Below are 17,530 nucleotides of genomic sequence, written 5' to 3'. Positions count from 1 at the left end.
CATACCGGCACGAGAGGAGAAAGTGATGAAGAAGTTCTTGGCGGCGCTCGTGTCGCTGGCCGTGCTCGTAGGACTCGCCACCCCCGCGCAGGCGGTGATCGGAGGAACGGTGAGCACCTATGGACCGTGGGCCGTGCGGATGCTCGTGAACGGCGAGCCCTTCTGCACGGCTACGGCGGTGGCGCCGAACTGGATCCTGGGCGCCGACCACTGCTTCAGGGGGTTCGACGACTCGGAGCTGAGCTTCCGGGTGGGCAACCTCGATCAGCGGCTGGGCAGGGAGATCCGGCCGATTCCCGGCACCAGGAGGGGAAATCCGCACACCGACATGATGTTGATCGAGGTACCTGCCATGAACGTTCCGGTGCTGCGCCTCGCCGACCCCGGCGACGACCCGGTGGGTGCGCCGGTCACCGTCTACGGGTGGGGCGCCACTTGCGGCGATGAGGGCAGTTGCCAGTCAGACGTGCTGCGTCAGGCCGAGATGCGGATCCTGCCGATGGGAGACCAGCGGTGCGTCGAGAACCACTTCAGCGTGCCAGGGGGCCCGGACATCTGCATCGAGTCGGTGCACGGCGTGCCGGCCGGTGGTGACTCGGGTGGCCCAGTCGTGCTGACGCGGCCGGACGGTGTGCAGGTGCTTGTCGCGGTCCTCGCCTACGGCGATCGGGTGTCACTCTCCAGCGGTGGAGAGATCGCTCAGCAGCGGGAGTGGATCAGGTCTGTGATCGGCGAAGGCTGACGGCGCTCGGGGGCGTCCGGTCGGTGGCTCGCCGAACCGCCCCCAGCGGTGCCGGAACCGCGATCCGGTCGGTGCCGAGCGTCACGGGGGACGTCCCACGGGCGCGATCGTCTGATCCGGACACTGTTGCCTGCGCGGGCATCCACGTGGGCAACGAACTCCATGGCACACGCGTAAGGAGTGCCGTCCGAGGGACTCATGTCCCCTGCACGGACGCCTGTGGCAGCACTGAACTCAGCCGTGTCCACGGGCCCGCTGGAAGGGGAGTCGAATGAGCTCTGCAGCCTCAGCAACCGCCGGCCGCGCCCACGGACGAGCGGGTGTGTTCGGCAGGATCGGACGGGTCGTCGTGCGGTACCGATGGTTCGTCATGGCGTTCTGGGCGGTGCTCGCGGCAGTCGCCTACCTCTTCGCGCCCGCCTACTCGTCCGTTGTGGACGCCGGGGCGGCCGCACCGAGGGTGGCCGGCAGCGAGTCCGCCCGCGCGGCCGACCTCGCGGGTGCGGCGTTCAGCCGTGACCAGGCGGTGCAGCTCGTGTTCACCAGAGCTGACGGTGGCGCGCTCAACAACGCCGACGTCGGCCAGGTCGACTCGATCAGCCGTGCCGTCGACGCGGCGAGACCGGCCGGGGTGAAGTCGGTGACGACCAGCCCGCAGGCCGTGTCGCAGAACAGGAAGGCGGCCGTCACCTCGGTACTGCTCACCTCCGGCGAGGCCGCGTCGCGTGAGGCCGGCGACGCGGTGGCTGCCGTCCGCGCCGCGGCACAGGCCAAAGCGACCGGCACCGGCCTTGTCGCGGGCGTGACCGGTCAGGCCGCGATGAGCGCCGACTTCACCGCCTCCGTCAACCGCGCCGAACGGCTCGTCGGCCTGATCACGCTCGCGCTTGTGGTGCTGTTGATGGTGATCGCGTTCCGCAGCGTCGTGGCACCCGCGGTGCCGCTGATCGCGATCGGAATCGTGTTCGTCGTCGCGAGGGGGGCCATCAGCACGATCGCGACGGTGGCCGGGTTCACGGTGCCGCCGCAGCTGCTCACGCTGCTGATCGTCGTGCTCTTCGGGATCGGTACCGACTACGTGTTGTTCCTGCTCTTCCGGTACCGCGACGAACTGCGCTCCGGCGTCCACGGGCCCGAGGCCGTCGTCGCGGCGGTGCGGCGCATCGGCGAGGTGATCGCGTCGGCCGGAGGTGCTGTGACCTGTGCCTTCCTCACACTGCTCGTAGCGTCGCTTTCGGTGTTCCGCACACTCGGTGCCGGACTGGCCATCGGTGTGGTGGTGATGGTGCTCGCGGCGCTCACCCTCGCACCCGCGATGGTGACGGCTCTGGGCCCGGCGGTGTTCTGGCCGAGCAGGCCGCACACGGCTCCCGGTGCGCCCGCGGAGCCGGGCCGGATCAGCACTCTCGTCTCGGCCCGCCCCGTCCGGGTCGTCGCGGCCTCCGTCGTGCTCCTCGCGGCGCTGGCGGCCGGCCTCACGACGCTGCGCCTCGACTACGACCAGGTCGGCGAACTGCCTCCGGACGCACCCGGCGTGACCGCGTACAACCAGCTCACCACCGGGTACCCGGCCGGAACCCTGAATCCGGTCTCGGTGTACCTGCGCACCACCGACGGCACCGCACTGTCCGCGGGCCGAATCTCCGCCGTCGTGAACACGTTGCGCGGCATGCCGCACGTCGCGGCTGTCGAGCAGCCGGTGCGGTCGAACGACGCCAAGGTCACGCGTGTCGACGCGGTGCTCGACGTGTCGCCCGCGTCCGCTGCGGCACTGGACCTCGCAGGGCCGGACGGCACGTTGCGCGCCAAGGTCCGCGAGGTCGCGGGTGTACGGGTGGAAGCGCTCGTCGGAGGGCAGTCGTCGGCACTCGGGGACATCCGCCACGTCGACCAGCGGGACCTTCGGCTCGAGTTCCCGATCGCCGGAGCCCTCATCGTGCTCGTGCTGACGTTGCTGCTGCGGCGCTTGCTGACGGCGGTGGTCATGACCGCGGCCGTGCTCGCCGGCTTCGCCGCCACGCTCGGCGCGACCAGCCTGCTCGTCCGGTGGTTCGGCGACGGCGGGGTCAACTACCTCGTCCCCACGATGGCCTACCTGTTCGTGCTGGCGATCGGCAGCGACTACGCGCTCCTCGTCGCGGCAAGAGTGCGCGAGGAACACGCCGCGGGTGCTGCCGGCCGTGACGCGATCCGGGACGCTGTGCGCGGCTCGGCGGGGTCCGTGCTGGCCGCGGCGCTGATCCTCGCGGGAACGTTCGCCTCGCTGCTCCTGTCCGGGGTGAGCCTGCTCGTCCAGATCGGCATCGCGGTCACCGTCGGGATCCTGCTGACGGCAACGGTCGTCGCACTGCTCCTCATTCCCGGTCTGCTCGCGTTCACCTCCAGACCGTCGTCCGGCGGTGCGCCGGACGACAGGGACGCTGTGGAGACCGAAGCGGGCCAGAACGAGGAGGTTGCGGAACCGGCTGCGAGGTAGTTCACGCCCACCAGCAGGGGCCACTGTCCAGCATGGACAGTGGCCCCTGCTCTTGTCGCGTGTGGTTCACCGCCGGCCGCACCCTCCATGGTCGGCACCCGCCGAACCGGGCGGTGGCGCTGAGACGGTCGAGGCCCCCGCCCGGGCTGGGCGGGGGCCTCGACCGTGCGACCGGGAACTACCTGGGGGAACAGGAGCGCGTTGTGTCCTGCGGCGTCGCTGCGTCCGGCAGGATCGACTGCACGAGGTCCACCACGGCACCTGCCGGTTCCAGGAGGCCCGGCTTGCCGTCGACGGACTCCTCTGCCGGCGTCTCCTCGCAGGCCGGCAGCGTGGTCGCGGACGGCGTCCCCGCTTCTACCGAGGCCGATGGCTGTGTACTCGCGGAGGGGGAGATGGTGAGCGGAGGCGGGCCGCTCGTGACAGGCGGTTCGACCACCGGGGACGAGTGGAGTCCGCCGGAGGCCGACGAGGGCGGGGCGGAGGACTCCTCGCTCGGTGGTGCCGGCGTGGTGGTCTGCTCCGGCTGTGGTTCCGGCGTGGTGCTCACGTGTGGTTGCGGTTCCGGCGTGGTGGTCGCCTCCGGCCGCGCGGGTATCGGCGCTTCGGTGGCGGGCAGCGGAGCGGGCAGGATCGACTCGGGGGCCCGCACCGGCTCCCCTCCGCGATAGGACGCCGCGAGCGCCAGCACCAGGTCCACATAGGCGTTCGAGTTGTTGTAGCGGAAGACGGCCGCACGCAGAGGCCCGGTCTGGCGGAGGTCACCACCGCCGCGGCACAGGTACTTCGCCGCACCGAGCGCGGCGTCGTACATGTTGTTGATGTCCTTTTTACCGTCGCCGTTGCCGTCCGAGGCGACCGGTGTCCACGAGGTCGGCAGGAACTGCATGGGACCGGTGGCGCGGACGTAGTTGCCGTTCGCGTCGACGATCCGCGCCACACCGGGGCTGCCGTCCAGCGGCGGCCCGAGGATCTGCTGCGCCACGGTGCCGTCCGCGAGGTACTTGCCCCGGCCGTGCCCCGACTCGACCTGGCCGATGCCCGCCAGCAACGACCAGTGCAGGCCACAACCCGGTTGCTCGCGTCCCATCACGTCCGCGGCGTTCTGGTAGGCCTTCAACGCCGTCTCCGGGATGCCGTTGACCGCCATCACCGTCGCCACGGCCGCGGGCGAGCCCGCCGACTCCACCACCTGAGCCGGCACAGGCCGGCTCGCCCCGGACTGCTCGGGGGTCGAGGCGTACGAACCACCCATCAGCATCGCGGCCTGATCCGGAGCGTGCAAACGCAGTGAATCCGGAACGGTTCTCAGCGACTGTGGCACGGCGTCCTGCGCGTCGCGTGCCGCCGCGAGCGTGCCAACGACCGCCGTCATCGCGAGGAAAGCGACGGTCACCACCTTCACCGGAGTTGACACGCGCTTCATCGGTGCCTGGTGTTCGCCTTGCGACGCGGTTTGCGTCATGCCCACTGCTCCTCGTCGTAGATGGCGGTGTTGGTCCGCTCAGCAACTCGACCGCTCGACCGCTCCCGGATTACGCTTGCGAGCTCAAGAGCCGGACGTTCAGGTCAGATCAACCCCGCCGCCGAGATCCAGGAACTCGGCGAGCAGTTGCTCCCGGACCCGGTTCAGGTGCGCCTGTCCGGACAGTCCGTCGATGACCTCCGCGGTCTGCTCGCCGCCGACGGCGAACCGGAAGTTGTCGTCCGCCACCACTTTTCCGTTGCCGTAGACCCGCAACCGGGCGAGCGGCTGCGTGATGGAGGTCCTGCTCGTCTCGGTCCAGTCGAACGTGATCTCCGCGTAGGCGCTGCCCGGCTCCGCGTCGCGTCCGACCGCGACCTCGACGACGAGCCGCACTTCCGTGCCGTAGGCGAGCTGTGGCGGTTGCGCGCCGCGGCGCACCCGGAGGTTCATGACCGCGTTGGCGCCGCGTGGCCTTTCAAAGGACAGCTCGACCGGGATGCTGGAGGAGATCCGGCCGTCGGGACGGAACCGCACGACCTGGCCGGAGGCCAGCGGCAGGTACCCGGAGAACGTGTATCGGCTGGACATCACGAACTGGCACGAGTAGACGTCGGGCGCCGCGCTGCGGGCTGCGTCGATCTCCTCCGCCGACATGATGCCCGGATGCAGGGTGCCGTCGCCGAGCTCCACCGTCGGGAAGCTCAGCTTGGCCCCACCGAAGTAGTCGACGACGGCTCCGCCGATCCTCAGCAGCAACGGGACCGCGGAGTTCATGGTGATGTTCGCGGCGGCACCCAGGTCCGCGAAGGTGACTGGGGCGAACCTCGATTGGGGTTGCGACATCGTTCGTTCCGATCGGTGCGGCGCGGTCGAGTGCCTGTGCGCGGGGAACGGCCTGTGTTGGTCTCGCTCGGGTCCAGAGTCGCCAAGTCGCTGGCGGACGCGGTGACTCCGAGCGTCCCGCGAGTACCCGCCGGCTCTTGATCGGATCACCTCTCAGACGCCGGAAGGCCTGGCGCGAGCTGACGACTCACGACCCTAGTGACGAACGACCGCGCGACGTTGCCCGATGGTGCAGTCGTACCGTCCCAATGCTCAGACTGCTGTCCTCAGTCCACACCGGACAGCATCTGTCTCACCGCTTCGTCCACCGCGTCGCTCATGTCCTCCTCGCCCAGCGGGACGAGTGCGAAAGTGCTGTCCAGGAAGGACGCGACGGCGAGTGACGATGCTTCGAACTTCGCGGAGCCCGTGGGAGTGGACAGGCGTATCCATACCTTCAGACCGTCGCCGTGCAGAGGACCCACGGTGAAGTCGCCTTCGCCGGACTGACGCAGCAGGCCATCGACGAGCACGTCGCGAGCGATGAGCCAGCGCACGGGGCCCCTGTTGCTGCTGAACACGACCGACACAGCATAGGGAACCCTCGCGTCATAGGACAGGTCGACGGGAATGTCCCGTCGCGCGTCCACGCCGTCGAGCAGCTCGAAGACAGTGGAATGGTTGATGGTGAAGGTTTCCATCACGGGCACGACCTTCCTGTTGGGCATCCGATCGTTGCCGGACTCACCGCTGTGGCGTGTGTCCATTACGCGCTTGGGCGGGATCAGTTCGCCGAGGTTCGGCTGCTCGCGCCTCCCACCACTTCTGGTACAGCGCCGCGTAGGGGTGTGTCTCGGTGAGTGCGCTCATGTCGACCTCCCACGGCTTCTCCTGGATGTAGTGGAGGATGCGCACGTCATCGAGGTGCCACATGTCCGGGTGGGCCTGGGGCAGTGTCTTGAGAGCGTTGAACACGTACGGCAGCTGGGTCCACCGCCCCGCGAAGTGCTCGTTGAGCAGGTCTTGTTCGGCGAAGGCGAACCTGGTGAGGTCCCGCTCGACTGCCAGCCGCTCGTGCAACCGCACCGCTGTCCCGACATCGGGCTTGAGCACCAGCATGCCCGCGTTGAAGTAGTGTGCGGCGACATCGGGATGGCTGTACGCGCAGGTGTCGGGCGTCCAGCTCGCCGGGTAGGTGCCTATCCGGTTCGGGTTGCACGTGCAGGCGGGGCAGGCGGCGATCGCGTGCCCGCGTTGCAGCGACGTGTCGAAGAGGCCGTCGGGGTTCTTCAGGACCACCATGTCCGCGTCGAGGTAGGCCACCCTCTCGTACTGGGTCAGCTCGAAGACCCTGAGCTTGGTCCACACCTCCGCGAACCGGTCCGCGGCGTAGCGGGTCACCTGATGGTCGGCCGGCGTCACCGGCTGGACTTCCATGAGTCGACAGCCATCGGCTCTCAACGCGGCGACGGCGGAATGGTCGAGATTCGCAGTGGTCATGACCACCAGCGGATGGACCGATCCGACCGCGCGCAGGGATTTCCACAACGTGCGCACTCCGTCCAGGTAGGACGGCTTCGTCAGCAGCGTCACCCAGGCGTAGCTCGCGTTCATCGACATGTACCTGACCTCCACAGCGGTAGGCGCGGTTCCATGGAAGCCGCTCGAAGTGCACCGCTGAGAAGCCGAACGGGCAGCGGACCGGGCAGGAGGACCGGCTGAACGTGCCTGTCCGGCACCACCAGTGCGGCACGAACTCCTCGCCGCGGCGGACGCGGCCAGCCCCGCACTGGCAGGTCAGCAGTCGCAGAGCAGCGATGCGAGCGCGTGCGCCATGACCTTCTCGGCGCGGCCACGGTCGCGTAGAAGCCGCGAACCAGTTCGTCGAGTGTGGAAATGCCGGCCGTAGCGGACGCGCGGATCGGTGACATGCGCTCGACAGGACCTTCTCCGCGTATTCGCGTTCCAGCCGGTAGCGGTATTGCGGTTGTTTACTCTTCTTTGCCTTCTTGTCTGCCCGATAGGGAACACTTACTGCTGTCACCCGAATGCATGTTTTCCGGTCTGGCCCCGGCTGCTGGAATCCCGTGAATGAAAACAAAAACCAGAGTTCGAAGAATGCTGGGCGCTTGTTTCGCTGCCACAGTGGTGGTGTCAGGAACCGCGCCGGCATTCGCCGAACAGCAGCAGAGCGTCGTCCCGGTCGAATGGGCCACCTGCTCGGCGGACCTGCTGGCTCAGGTCCCGGTCGCGGAGCGGCCGAACGTCACCTGTGCCACGCAGCAGGTTCCGCTGGACCACTCCCAGCCGCAGGGCAGCACCATCGGCATCGTGATGATGCGCCGTGCGGCGACCGATCAGAGCAACAAGATCGGCTCCTTGTTCATGAACCCGGGAGGCCCTAGCGCGTCGGGCCTGGTGTACGCGGCGATCGCCGGTCGCTACCTGTCTCCCGAGGTCCTGTCGAGGTTCGACATCATCGGCTTCGACCCGCGCGGGGTGGGGTCGAGCTCGCCGCTGCGCTGCTTCCAGACCGCGGAGGAGGCGGCGGAGGTGGCGTCGCGAAGGCGCTCGGTGCCCCTGACCGCGGCCGAGGTCAGTGCCACGATGCAGGCGTCCGCGGACTACACGGCCGCATGCGCCCAGAACGCCGGTCCGCTGCTGCACCACATGTCGACGGAGGACGTGGCGCGTGATCTGGAGTTGTTGCGCAAGGGGGTCGGCGACGACCACCTGAATTACGTCGGTATGTCCTACGGGACACTCCTCGGCGCCACCTACGCGAACCTGTATCCGAACAAGGTGCGGGCATTGGTGCTGGACGGCGCCGTGGATCCGGCACTGCGCACGACCAACGGCACGGAATACGACCGTCAGCGAGCTCAGGGGTTCGAAATCTCCCTGCGTGAGCTGCTCGCACAGTGTGACGCCGCCGGATCGCGCTGCTACTTCAGTGGCAACACCCAGGCCAGGTACGACGAGCTGAGCGCCGCGTTGCGCGAGGCACCGGTGCTGCTGCCCAACGGGGTCCTGTTCACCTACGAGATGCTCCTCAACTCCGTCTCGAGCTCGCTGTACGACCCCGCGGCGTTCCCCTTGCTCACCTTCGGCTTCCAGCTCATCTACCAGTCACTGCCGTCGCAGGCGGCGTCACGGTCGGCGGCACCGTCGTCCGACCCGGCGCAGGTGGATGCGTTCACCCAGCTCGGCACCAGCACGAGGGGCCAGTTCGACGCGCCTTACACGGGCAACGATGCGTTCTACGGCGTGGACTGCACCGACAAGCCGTTCCTGCGCATCCCGCAGTTGTACCCGATCGTGATGGGCCTCTGGGACCACGAGTCGCCCACGTTCGGCCGCTGGCAGGCCAGTCAGGCACTGCTGACCTGTGCCACCTGGCCGGGGCCGCTGTTCCACAGGTACGCCGGACCGTGGCACAAGCAGACTGCGAACCCGATCGTCGTGATCAGCAACTACTTCGATCCCGCCACGCGGTACACCTTCGGCCAGCGGATGGCTGCCTGGCTCGGTAACTCGAAGCTGATGAGCGTCAACTCGCTCGGCCACTTGTCGCTCGGTCGGAGCGCGTCCGTAGGAGCGGCCGTGACCCGGTACCTGGTCGACCTGCAGTCGCCGGACACGACCACCGTCTACCAACCCAACCAGCCAGCCTTCCCGTGATCCCCGCGGACCAGCCGACGGACAGCGAGTCCGTCGGCCGGTTCCGTTCACACCGCGGTGAACGGCCCGCGCGCTCGTGTGCCGAACGGCCCGTACATGAGCCAGCGAAGTTTGCCGATCTCCGCCAGCAGTTCGGCGTAACCGCGGGTGTGTTGCAGCGCCCAGTCGGCGATCTCCTGCAACTCCACGGCGACGTTGTGCACGAACCGGGCGAGGATGAGCCACAGTTCGCGGTAGCGGTGCGGCGGTACCTCGTCGGCTGAGTTCTTCGTCCTGCGTTCGACGGACAACGAGAGCACCTGGCGGGCCGTGAGCAGCCGCCCGCGGGCGAGTGCGAGCCGCCGGACCCCTCGCAGCGGGGCGAGGACGTGATCGAAGTCGTCGACCAGTTCTACCAGCGGGACCAACACGTCCTCCGCGCGTAGAGCGGCTCCGCCCTGTTCACCGAAGACGTGCTCGGCCTGCCAGGCCAGCGCCCCGGCGACGAACCTGGCCGTGCCGGCCGAGCCCGGCAACGCGCGCAGAGCGCCGGCCTGGCTGCTGGCGACGCGCTCGATCTCGTTGAGCACCAACGATCCTGGTCCGTCCCACGTGCGGTTGTAGTCCTCGATGCGCCTCACCAGAGCCCCGTCGTCCAGCTCGGTGGTCACCAGGTCGGTGCGCAGCCTCACGCGTCGCCTCCTGTCTGCCGCGTCTTTGCGGCGATGCGCACCGATGATCCGGCGTCGGGAGCGCAACGCGCGCCCCGTGATCGGCCACACAGGGGATCATCGTCCGCACATCCGTTCGCAGTGGACGTTCGGCAGGTCGTGGCGGCGGATGGGTCCACCGATCGGACATGGCCTGCCGATGGCACTTCCTGCCGGGGTGTGTCAGGAGACTGTGACGTCGTCGAACGGCAGGAGCCGGTCGATCAGGGGAAAGCCCCAGAACCAGAGCAGCGCGAGCACGCCCACGACCAGCGCGGCGCAGAGCAGAGCCCGCACCACCACGCTGCCGGGAAGTGCCCGCCAGATCCATGTGTACACGTCACCCTCCCAGTTCCGCGGGACGCCCGGCACGCTTGTCCGATGTGGACGCGAGCGTGCCGTGGACGACGAGCCGCTGGTAGTTGTCCCACTTCGGATGACAGGTCGTCAGAGTGATCATCGCTGTGGCCGGCGTGGCGTCCGGGTCGCCCGGCACCGGCGCCACCTCGTCGATCGCGGTCGGCAGCACGACCTTCTGCTCGGACACCCGGTAGACGAACCACCGGTCTCGGGTCTCGACCACCAGCGCGTCGTCCGGTGCCAGCTGGTCGAGGTTCCAGAAGATGCCGGGTGAACGGTGCCCGGCGACAGCGAAGTTCCCGACCTGCCCCGGCAGCTGGCTGGCCGGGTAGCGGCCGGGTCCGTTGGCCAGCGCGTCGAGGGCGATCCCCTCGACTACTACGAGAGTCAGCCCCAGACGTGGCACGTGCAGCCGGTTGATCGGCTCGCCGACAGCGGGCTCGATGGAGGGCGGCGGCGCGTCGTCCCGTCTCCAGTCCGCGTCGATCCGCTGCTCGAGCACGTTCTGGGCGTTCTGGTAGAGCGCGGCCTTGCCCCACGTCTCCCACGCGACGAACAACAGCAGTAGCAGACCTGCGGTGAGCGCGAGCTCGCCCGCCGTCCGCACCGCGGTGCGACCGGAAACCATCAGGACACCTCTCTCCGCACGGCTGCAATGCAAGACCGAGGGCGGGGGAGGCGATTACGCGCGGCGTCCGCTTCCGGAGCGACCGCCGCGAAAAGGACGAGGTAGGTACGGATCAATGCCCTAAAGGGCAGACGGATCCGGGACGTGACGCCTTAGGTTCGTCGAAACCTGGAGAGGTCTGAGATGGGTGACAGGGTGTTCCTGTGCGGCGACAGCGCTGCCGGGCGGGGGACGGCGGTCCCGGTTCCACCAGGGGTCGCGGTCCACTTGCACGTGGATCGTTCAGCGACGGTGTTCGGACCGGGCGACCGGTGCCCGAACGTGGTTCTGCGGACGGCGGCCGGACGGCACACTTCGAAGCGGCTGTGCGAGAGACCGGCGTGGTGCACGACGACCAGCGCGCACGACTGCGGCGGCTGGCTGGACCTGCTCAGTGACCGCCGTGAGATCCACCTGCTGTGTGAGACGGCTGAACCCGCCGCGCAGGGCGGCGGTCCGGCGTGGTCCGCGGCTCCGGCCGGGGACGCGCTCGGCCGGCGTGCCGCGCACTCCGGCGCACGCGACGGCGCCGCGGAGCAGCGGTGCCGGCCCTCAGGCGAGCGTGCGCGTCATTCGGGCCTGCTCGGCGAGGGCGTGCGCAGGCAGCTCCACGAGCACAATCTCGTGCAGCTCGGGTGGTGCGACGACGGCGAACGGATGACTGTCGCCGTGACGGCGCACGCGGCCGTGCTGAATCCGTGGCGGCTGCGGGCCGGGCGGGACGGAGAGCTGCTGCGGTACATCCGGGGAACGCCGCACTCGCTGGACGAGGTCGGGGTATGGAGGGACGAGGACGAGCCCGCTGCCCGCTGGATCGACGTCCGGTCCGGGAGCGCGGGACTCGCCGAGGCCCTCGACCTGCATCTGACGGCGTTCGCGCCGTGGGTGTCGGTCCGTTGCCGATCGGCGGCGTGGACGGTGGACATGAGCCGGGTCCTGCCCGCGGAGTGTCCCGTCGCGCCTGAGCTGGACGACGCGCTGCGGACCGTGCTCGTCCGCCTGAACCGGCACGTCGCGGACGAACGGCCCAGTCTGCGTTCCGCACGTGGACTGCTCGCCGCCGCTGTCGAGCTGGTCGAGCTCAGGCACCTCGCAGTCGACGATGTGCGCAACGCCGCACGGTCGGTGTACGAGTGGCTGGAACCTTGGCTCGCGGAGCTGCGAGCCGTAGCCGGAGCGTGCGAGCTCGTGCTCACCGGACAGTCCGCGCATCCGAAGCTGCGCCTTCCGGCCACGATGCCCGCAGACGACTGTCCATCCTGGACACCGCTCCTGAGGTGCGCGGGACCCGAGGTCCGATCGCTCCGCCGGAACGTGGAGGCGTGCGTCCGCGCGGTCGCATCTGCCCAGCGGTGCCTTGTGGACCAGCCGGAACCGGGCAGCGTCGTCGCGGTGTGCGCGGCGGCCGTGCCCTGGCTCAGTGCCGCGGAACGGTCAGCACGTGAGCTTGCCGCGCGGGTGGACGAGGTGATCCGCTCCACGGAGAGCGACACCGACGCGGTGGCGAGGCAGTTGCGGGCCGCGGTGTGCGCGGTGGTCGCTTAGGACCGCAAGCGCGGTGGTGACTCCGGTGCAAGACATGTGCCCGGTGCTGTGGGCTCTGAACTGCGCGAACGGGCACGTTCGCCGGACAGGCCCGTCGTTATCGTGACTGGCGGGAGGGTGGACCGGCACGATCGGGAAGACGAGGGTTCATGGGTGCTTCGGTGTCGATGAGCGACCAGGTCGTGTCGGTCGTTCCCGGCGAGAAGGCCGGCATCGACGTGACGATCCGCAACAACGGCGCGGTCGTCGACCAGTTCGTTCTCGACGTGCTGGGCGGCGCCGCGTCGTGGGCGACGGTCGAACCGTCCTCGGTGAACCTGATGCCGGACCAGGAGGCGACGGCGCGCATCGAGTTCGCGCCCCCGCGGGAGAGCGCGGTGCCGGCGGAGGAGGTGTACTTCGCACTTCGGGTGATGCCCATGGAGGACACCGAGAACACGGTCGTCGACGAAGGGGTCGTGGATGTGCTGGAGTTCCACGAGCTCGCCGCGGAGTTCGCGCCGCCGAAGGCATCAGGACGCCGCCGGGGACGTACGCGCCTCGCCGTGGACAACCTGGGCAACGGCATGGCCTTCGTAGCGCTGCGAGGGATCGACCCGGCCGACGAGGTCGGCATCAGCTTCCACCGCCACCAGGTGGACATCCCACCAGGACGCACGGTCCTGGTGAAGACGGTCGTGCGCCCGTGGAAGCGGTTCTTCCGCGGCCCGGACAAGACGCACAAGTTCGACGTCGACGTGACACCTTCACACGGAACGCCGGTCAAGGCATCGGCCACCTACGTGCAACAGCAACTGGTGCCCAAAGGGCTTTTCGCCGCCATGGGACTCGCGGTGGCGGGTGCTGTCGTCATCGCGGCGATGCTGATGACGGTGCTGAAGCCGAAAGTGGTGTCGACCGCTCAGGCCGGTGCGCCGAGTGTCGTGGCGAACTCGTCCTCGAGCGGGCCGTCGAGCGGGCCGTCGAGCGGTTCGTCGTCGTCGAACCCGTCGTCGAGCGCGGGTCCGTCCAGCGCCGCCGGATCGTCGTCGTCCGGAGCGCCCAGCGGTGGCGCGGTGCCGGGGCAGCCGACGTCGAGCTCTCCCGAGCCGACGGACTTCCGCATCGTCGCGGACCCACAGCCGGGGCCGAAGTACGTCGACTTCCCTTACACGCCACCGGCAGGCAAGACGTTGTACGTGTCCGACATCATCATCGAGAATCCCAACGGTGACCTCGGAACGCTTCTGATCAAGCGGGACGCGAACGTGTTGATGCAGTTCGGACTGGCCAACTTCAAGGACATGAACCGGACGTTCGCGCAGCCCATCGTGTTCCGGCCCGGTCAGCGGGTGGTCGTGAGCGTCAGATGCGACAACGCCGGCGACACCAGATGCGGAACATCGGTCTACTTCAACGGCCAGGTGCGTTAGCCGCACCGGCTGCCCGCCGGGTCTGTCCACTCGGGACGACCTGGCTGTCGTGGGGGAAGCCGGATGAGCAGTTCTGTTGATGGGCACTTCTCCCCGGAGCGGTCGCGGTGGAGTCTGGAGCCACATCATCGGTGCGCAGGAGGCTCGGATGGCGACGTGGCACGCGGTGGTGCGGAAGTCGTGGTGGCTGGTCGCGCTGAGTGCCCTCGTCGTCTCTGTGGTCACCGCGGGTTCGTCACACGTGTTCACCGGCAAACCCGGCCTCGTGCTGCGCGACGGAGCCGGTCAGGTCATCGCCGTGACCGCCGAGCCGCACCAGGACGCACGGGACGCGGCTGACGTGCGGAACACCGCCCAGCGCAATCTGGGCCGGTTGCGCCAGGAGTTCGGCAGACCGTTCGGCGCGCTCGAGCTGACCTCCGTGCGCGACGGTGGCGCGGGAGTGGTCGTCAGGGCACGCCAGGTCTTCGACGGGGCGGCGGTCGAGGGCTCCGAGGTCGTGCAGGTGTACGACAGGGCAGGCAGGTTCGTCGGTGCCGTCGGCCACGTCGTGCTTTCCCGCCAGGGGGCGTTCGCCGAGGGGGTGGCACAGGAACCTGCACTACGGGCGGCTGCCGTCGCCGCCGTGCCGGCGGCCGGCCCCACACCACCCACCGGCCTGGCTGCCTCCGCGCCGGAGCGCGTGTGGCACGTGACACGGCCCGTCACGGGAAACAAGGACGTCGCCGTTCCCGCTTATCGGATGGAGGTCAGGGGCCCAGGGCCGGCGGAACGGTGGGTGGTGCTGCTCCACGCGAGCACCGGCGAGGTGCTCGACGTCCGGGCCGGCGTGCCCGGCCTGGCCGTGCCCGTGGTGTGTGAAGCCTCCGCGGACGCGGCGGAACCACTGCGGTGCGGAGCCTCCGCCACCACCTCGGACGTGCTCTCCCCGAACGGCTCCACGGTCGAGGTGGACGAGCATCTTCGTGCGGCGCAGGACTTCTATTCGCGGTTCCTGCGCGCCGACCTCGACGGACTCATCGGTGCGGACCACGGCGACGGCCGCGGTACCGCGGTGAGGGGAGTCGTGCGGACCTGCGCCACGGGCCCCTGCCCTTCCTTCTGGAACGGGGAGCAGCTGGTGTTCGGCGACACGGTGGACGACGTGGTGGTGGGGCACGAGGTCGCCCACGCGGTCTTCGAACGTCTGGTGGGCAAGCCCGTCTCGCCACGGGCGCGCGAGGTGGCGGAAGGGTTCGCGGACGTGTTCGGGCACTTCGCCGCGCTGGGGTCCGGTCCGGAGGGTGTGCGGGGCGGCGGCCGGTGGCTCCTGGTCGACCCGGTGACCGCGGCCGTGCGCGACATGGCAGAGCCCTCGCGGTCGACGACACCGCAACCGGCGAGCGTGGGTGACCCCCTGTGGCGTAAGGACAGCGCGGATCCGCACGTCAACGCCGGCGTGCTGGCGAAGGCCGCCCAGCTGCTGACCGACGGGGGAGAGCTGCGCGGGGTGCGCGTCGAGGGCCTGGGGTTCTCGCGTGCGGCCCAGATCTGGTGGGGTGCCCAGAACTACCTGACGCCTGCCGCGACGTTCGCCGACGTGGCGAACGCGCTGGAGCTGTCCTGCGGTGTCGCGGTCAACCACAGGGTGGCGGGAGTCGACTGGGAGGACTGCGACGAGGTGGCCGCGGTGATCACGGCGACCGCGCTGGACGACCCCGCCGGGCAGTGAGGGTGCGCGAGGGATGGTCAGCGCCCCCGCAGAATCCTCGCCGGTTTGGAGTTCTCCTCGAAGTACTTGCGGGTGATGCGCTCCGCTTCGTCCCAGACTCGGCGGACCGCGTGTTCCCCGTTCATCCGGGCACCCGCGAACAAGGTGCCCCACCGGGTCATGTCCCGAGCCAGTTCGGCGCTGACCCGCTTGTGCTGATCGTGCCCACCGGTCAGCCCGATGACCCCGTGGACGAAGAACTCCAGACCGGGAACCGGGATCGCGGCGATGAACTCGGAGAGCTCGTACTGCACCTCGAGCACCTCGGCCTGCCACGTCGCCAGCACGTCCAGTCCTCCGCGACGCGGGCTCGCGGCCTGGGTGGTCTTCGGCGCCGGGACGGCCGGGCGGTGCACGCGCCGTGGTGGGAACTGGACACCGTAGGCGAGGAAGATCTCCTCGCGCGTCTGGTCCGAGGCCTGGTCGAGGATCTCCAGCAGGTGCCTCACCGGAACGGAGAGTCCGAGGTCGTTGGCCTCGTTGAGCAGGTAGGTGCGAAATCCCACCCACGACGCCCCGTCGCGGTCCCAGTCCGCCCCGACGCGCTGGACGAGACGGATGAAGTCGTCCTCGTTGTAGGACTGGCCGGTCGGAGAGGTGAACGTGTCGTACGCGGCGAGCAGCTGATCTGGTGAGGTCGTCGCGAGATCCGCGGGCAGCTCCCGGTCTACCTGGTACCCGACGGCGAAGTCGCGGAACCGGGCTGCCTGGTCCGGGCTCAGAACCCCGTCCTGGACCTGCAGGGAGAGTGCCTCGGTGAAGGTGCCCCAGGACAGGTCAGGAGAAGCCTCCGCGGCTCTCTGCGCCGTGGCGCACAACACCAGGAACCAGGAGTACGCCTCGTCTCTGGACGCCTGGATCTGCGCCATGAACAGGGACAGGTGGTCGGTTGAGGTGGACATGCGCCGGCTCCTTCAGGTCCCTGACCGGGTGCGCGCGAAAGGGCGCTTCCAGATCGACCATGCCACCGGCGCGGGTGGCATCCCCGGAGCAGGGGGCAACGGGAAGGGCAGACGCGACTGCCTCTTCCGCCTTCCACCGCGTCCGGTCAGAAAGGCCGCAGCACACTGTAGGTGCGTGACCGCCGCGGCATGAGGTCCGCCTGGCGGCACCGGTCGATCTGCTTGAGCAGCGAGGGGTAGCCGTCCGCCCGCTTGCCCAGCCACACCGCGAGGTCGTGCATCTCCACGGCCGCTTCGCGGACCAGAGCCGACAGCTCCCGCCAGATCCAGCCCAGGCGCTCGGCGATGGCGGCCACGCTGGCTCCGGGCGGAGACTCGAGCTCCTGCGCCAGCACGCCGTTCACCGCGTCGGCGCTGAGTGAACCGTCGACCAGCAGCGTCCACAGTTCGCCGTAGTGCGACACGACCTCGTGCACTCCGGCGAACCTCGCGCGGAGGATCACCACCTGGTCCATTCCGGACAGTGGGGCGAGCACCGTGTCGAACATGTGGAGCAGGTCCGACAGGCCCTGCAGCAGCTCGGGCAGCCCGAACCGCGCGCGGGCGTAGTCCGCGAACGCGATGGCATCGGCGTGCCCGGCAACCGCGAACACGTTCCTGACCTGGGCGTCGAGCGCGTGCTCGACCTGTTGTGCGTAGTAGACCGCTCTTGGCAGAGCGGCGATCGCGTCGGCCTGCCTGCTGGTCCACGCCTCGATGTCGTTCAGCAGCGTTCCGGACGGGACGGTGGGTCCGCTGTTGAACTCCTGAACCCGGCGGCGCAGGGCGCCCCGATCGATTTCGGCGATGAGGAGGCCATCGTCGAGTTTCATGCTTCCCCCTGGGACAGTGGTGCGAACCGGTGTGGAGCAGGGTCACGCCCGCAGACCGTGCCGGGCCACGTCCTGATGTGCACTCGGCGGGATGTGCCGCAGTGACCCGGTGACTGCCCGGACGGGCACGAACCGTGGTGATCC

At 69.1% G+C, this 17,530-nt stretch carries 15 protein-coding genes; 6 read left to right on the top strand and 9 right to left on the bottom strand.

What is annotated here, in order from left to right; genetic code table 11:
- Positions 1-25 precede the first annotated feature (25 nt).
- Positions 26-742 (top strand): S1 family peptidase, encoded by a 717-nt coding sequence (locus ACRSBM_RS26810; protein ID WP_434447220.1) that lies wholly within the window; start codon positions 26-28, stop codon positions 740-742.
- A 271-nt stretch (positions 743-1,013) separates the two neighbouring features.
- Positions 1,014-3,218 (top strand): MMPL family transporter, encoded by a 2,205-nt coding sequence (locus ACRSBM_RS26805; protein WP_434447218.1) that lies wholly within the window; start codon positions 1,014-1,016, stop codon positions 3,216-3,218.
- Positions 3,219-3,396: 178 nt separating this feature from the next.
- On the opposite strand, the gene ACRSBM_RS26800 is transcribed toward ACRSBM_RS26805, so the two are convergent.
- From ACRSBM_RS26800 to ACRSBM_RS26785, 4 genes are all read right to left on the bottom strand, one after another.
- Positions 3,397-4,683, bottom strand: coding sequence for a lytic murein transglycosylase (locus ACRSBM_RS26800; RefSeq protein ID WP_434447216.1), 1,287 nt, complete (start codon positions 4,681-4,683; stop codon positions 3,397-3,399).
- Between the two features lie 99 nt (positions 4,684-4,782).
- Positions 4,783-5,529, bottom strand: coding sequence for a hypothetical protein (locus tag ACRSBM_RS26795; protein ID WP_434447214.1), 747 nt, complete (start codon positions 5,527-5,529; stop codon positions 4,783-4,785).
- A 266-nt stretch (positions 5,530-5,795) separates the two neighbouring features.
- On the bottom strand, positions 5,796-6,209 hold the full coding sequence (locus ACRSBM_RS26790; RefSeq protein ID WP_434447213.1) for an SsgA family sporulation/cell division regulator: 414 nt from the start codon (positions 6,207-6,209) through the stop codon (positions 5,796-5,798).
- A 43-nt stretch (positions 6,210-6,252) separates the two neighbouring features.
- The gene (locus ACRSBM_RS26785; protein WP_434447211.1) at positions 6,253-7,128 is read right to left on the bottom strand and encodes a glycosyltransferase family 8 protein; all 876 of its coding nucleotides are present in this window, start codon (positions 7,126-7,128) and stop codon (positions 6,253-6,255) included.
- A 525-nt stretch (positions 7,129-7,653) separates the two neighbouring features.
- Between ACRSBM_RS26785 and ACRSBM_RS26780 the strand changes: the two genes are divergently transcribed.
- On the top strand, positions 7,654-9,189 hold the full coding sequence (locus tag ACRSBM_RS26780; protein ID WP_434447208.1) for an alpha/beta fold hydrolase: 1,536 nt from the start codon (positions 7,654-7,656) through the stop codon (positions 9,187-9,189).
- Positions 9,190-9,236: 47 nt separating this feature from the next.
- Here ACRSBM_RS26780 and ACRSBM_RS26775 read toward each other — a convergent pair whose 3' ends face one another.
- The 3 genes from ACRSBM_RS26775 to ACRSBM_RS26765 all read right to left on the bottom strand — a co-directional run bounded on the left by ACRSBM_RS26775 (position 9,237) and on the right by ACRSBM_RS26765 (position 10,866).
- Positions 9,237-9,860 (bottom strand): hypothetical protein, encoded by a 624-nt coding sequence (locus ACRSBM_RS26775; RefSeq protein ID WP_434447207.1) that lies wholly within the window; start codon positions 9,858-9,860, stop codon positions 9,237-9,239.
- A 201-nt stretch (positions 9,861-10,061) separates the two neighbouring features.
- The gene (locus ACRSBM_RS26770; RefSeq protein ID WP_434447205.1) at positions 10,062-10,217 is read right to left on the bottom strand and encodes a hypothetical protein; all 156 of its coding nucleotides are present in this window, start codon (positions 10,215-10,217) and stop codon (positions 10,062-10,064) included.
- A 1-nt stretch (position 10,218) separates the two neighbouring features.
- Positions 10,219-10,866 carry a class E sortase gene (locus tag ACRSBM_RS26765; protein WP_434447203.1) on the bottom strand — a complete coding sequence of 216 codons (648 nt, stop codon included), beginning with the start codon at positions 10,864-10,866 and terminating at the stop codon, positions 10,219-10,221.
- Between the two features lie 273 nt (positions 10,867-11,139).
- On the opposite strand from ACRSBM_RS26765, the gene ACRSBM_RS26760 reads away from it, so the two are divergent.
- The 3 genes from ACRSBM_RS26760 to ACRSBM_RS26750 all read left to right on the top strand — a co-directional run bounded on the left by ACRSBM_RS26760 (position 11,140) and on the right by ACRSBM_RS26750 (position 15,573).
- Entirely contained in the window at positions 11,140-12,450 is a 1,311-nt protein-coding gene (locus ACRSBM_RS26760) for a hypothetical protein (protein WP_434447201.1), read from the top strand.
- A 149-nt stretch (positions 12,451-12,599) separates the two neighbouring features.
- Positions 12,600-13,862, top strand: coding sequence for a COG1470 family protein (locus ACRSBM_RS26755; RefSeq protein ID WP_434447199.1), 1,263 nt, complete (start codon positions 12,600-12,602; stop codon positions 13,860-13,862).
- Between the two features lie 148 nt (positions 13,863-14,010).
- A complete protein-coding gene (locus ACRSBM_RS26750; RefSeq protein ID WP_434447197.1) occupies positions 14,011-15,573 on the top strand; it encodes a M4 family metallopeptidase in 1,563 nt (520 codons plus the stop codon).
- A 17-nt stretch (positions 15,574-15,590) separates the two neighbouring features.
- Here ACRSBM_RS26750 and ACRSBM_RS26745 read toward each other — a convergent pair whose 3' ends face one another.
- Positions 15,591-16,514, bottom strand: coding sequence for a hypothetical protein (locus tag ACRSBM_RS26745; RefSeq protein WP_434447195.1), 924 nt, complete (start codon positions 16,512-16,514; stop codon positions 15,591-15,593).
- Between the two features lie 146 nt (positions 16,515-16,660).
- Positions 16,661-17,386 carry a hypothetical protein gene (locus tag ACRSBM_RS26740; RefSeq protein ID WP_434447194.1) on the bottom strand — a complete coding sequence of 242 codons (726 nt, stop codon included), beginning with the start codon at positions 17,384-17,386 and terminating at the stop codon, positions 16,661-16,663.
- Positions 17,387-17,530: the final 144 nt, after the last annotated feature.

This window comes from Lentzea xerophila, from assembly GCF_051094245.1.
GTDB lineage: Bacteria > Actinomycetota > Actinomycetes > Mycobacteriales > Pseudonocardiaceae > Lentzea > Lentzea xerophila.
Note: the sequence above shows the minus strand (reverse complement) of the source record. Positions and strands in the feature narration are given on the sequence as shown.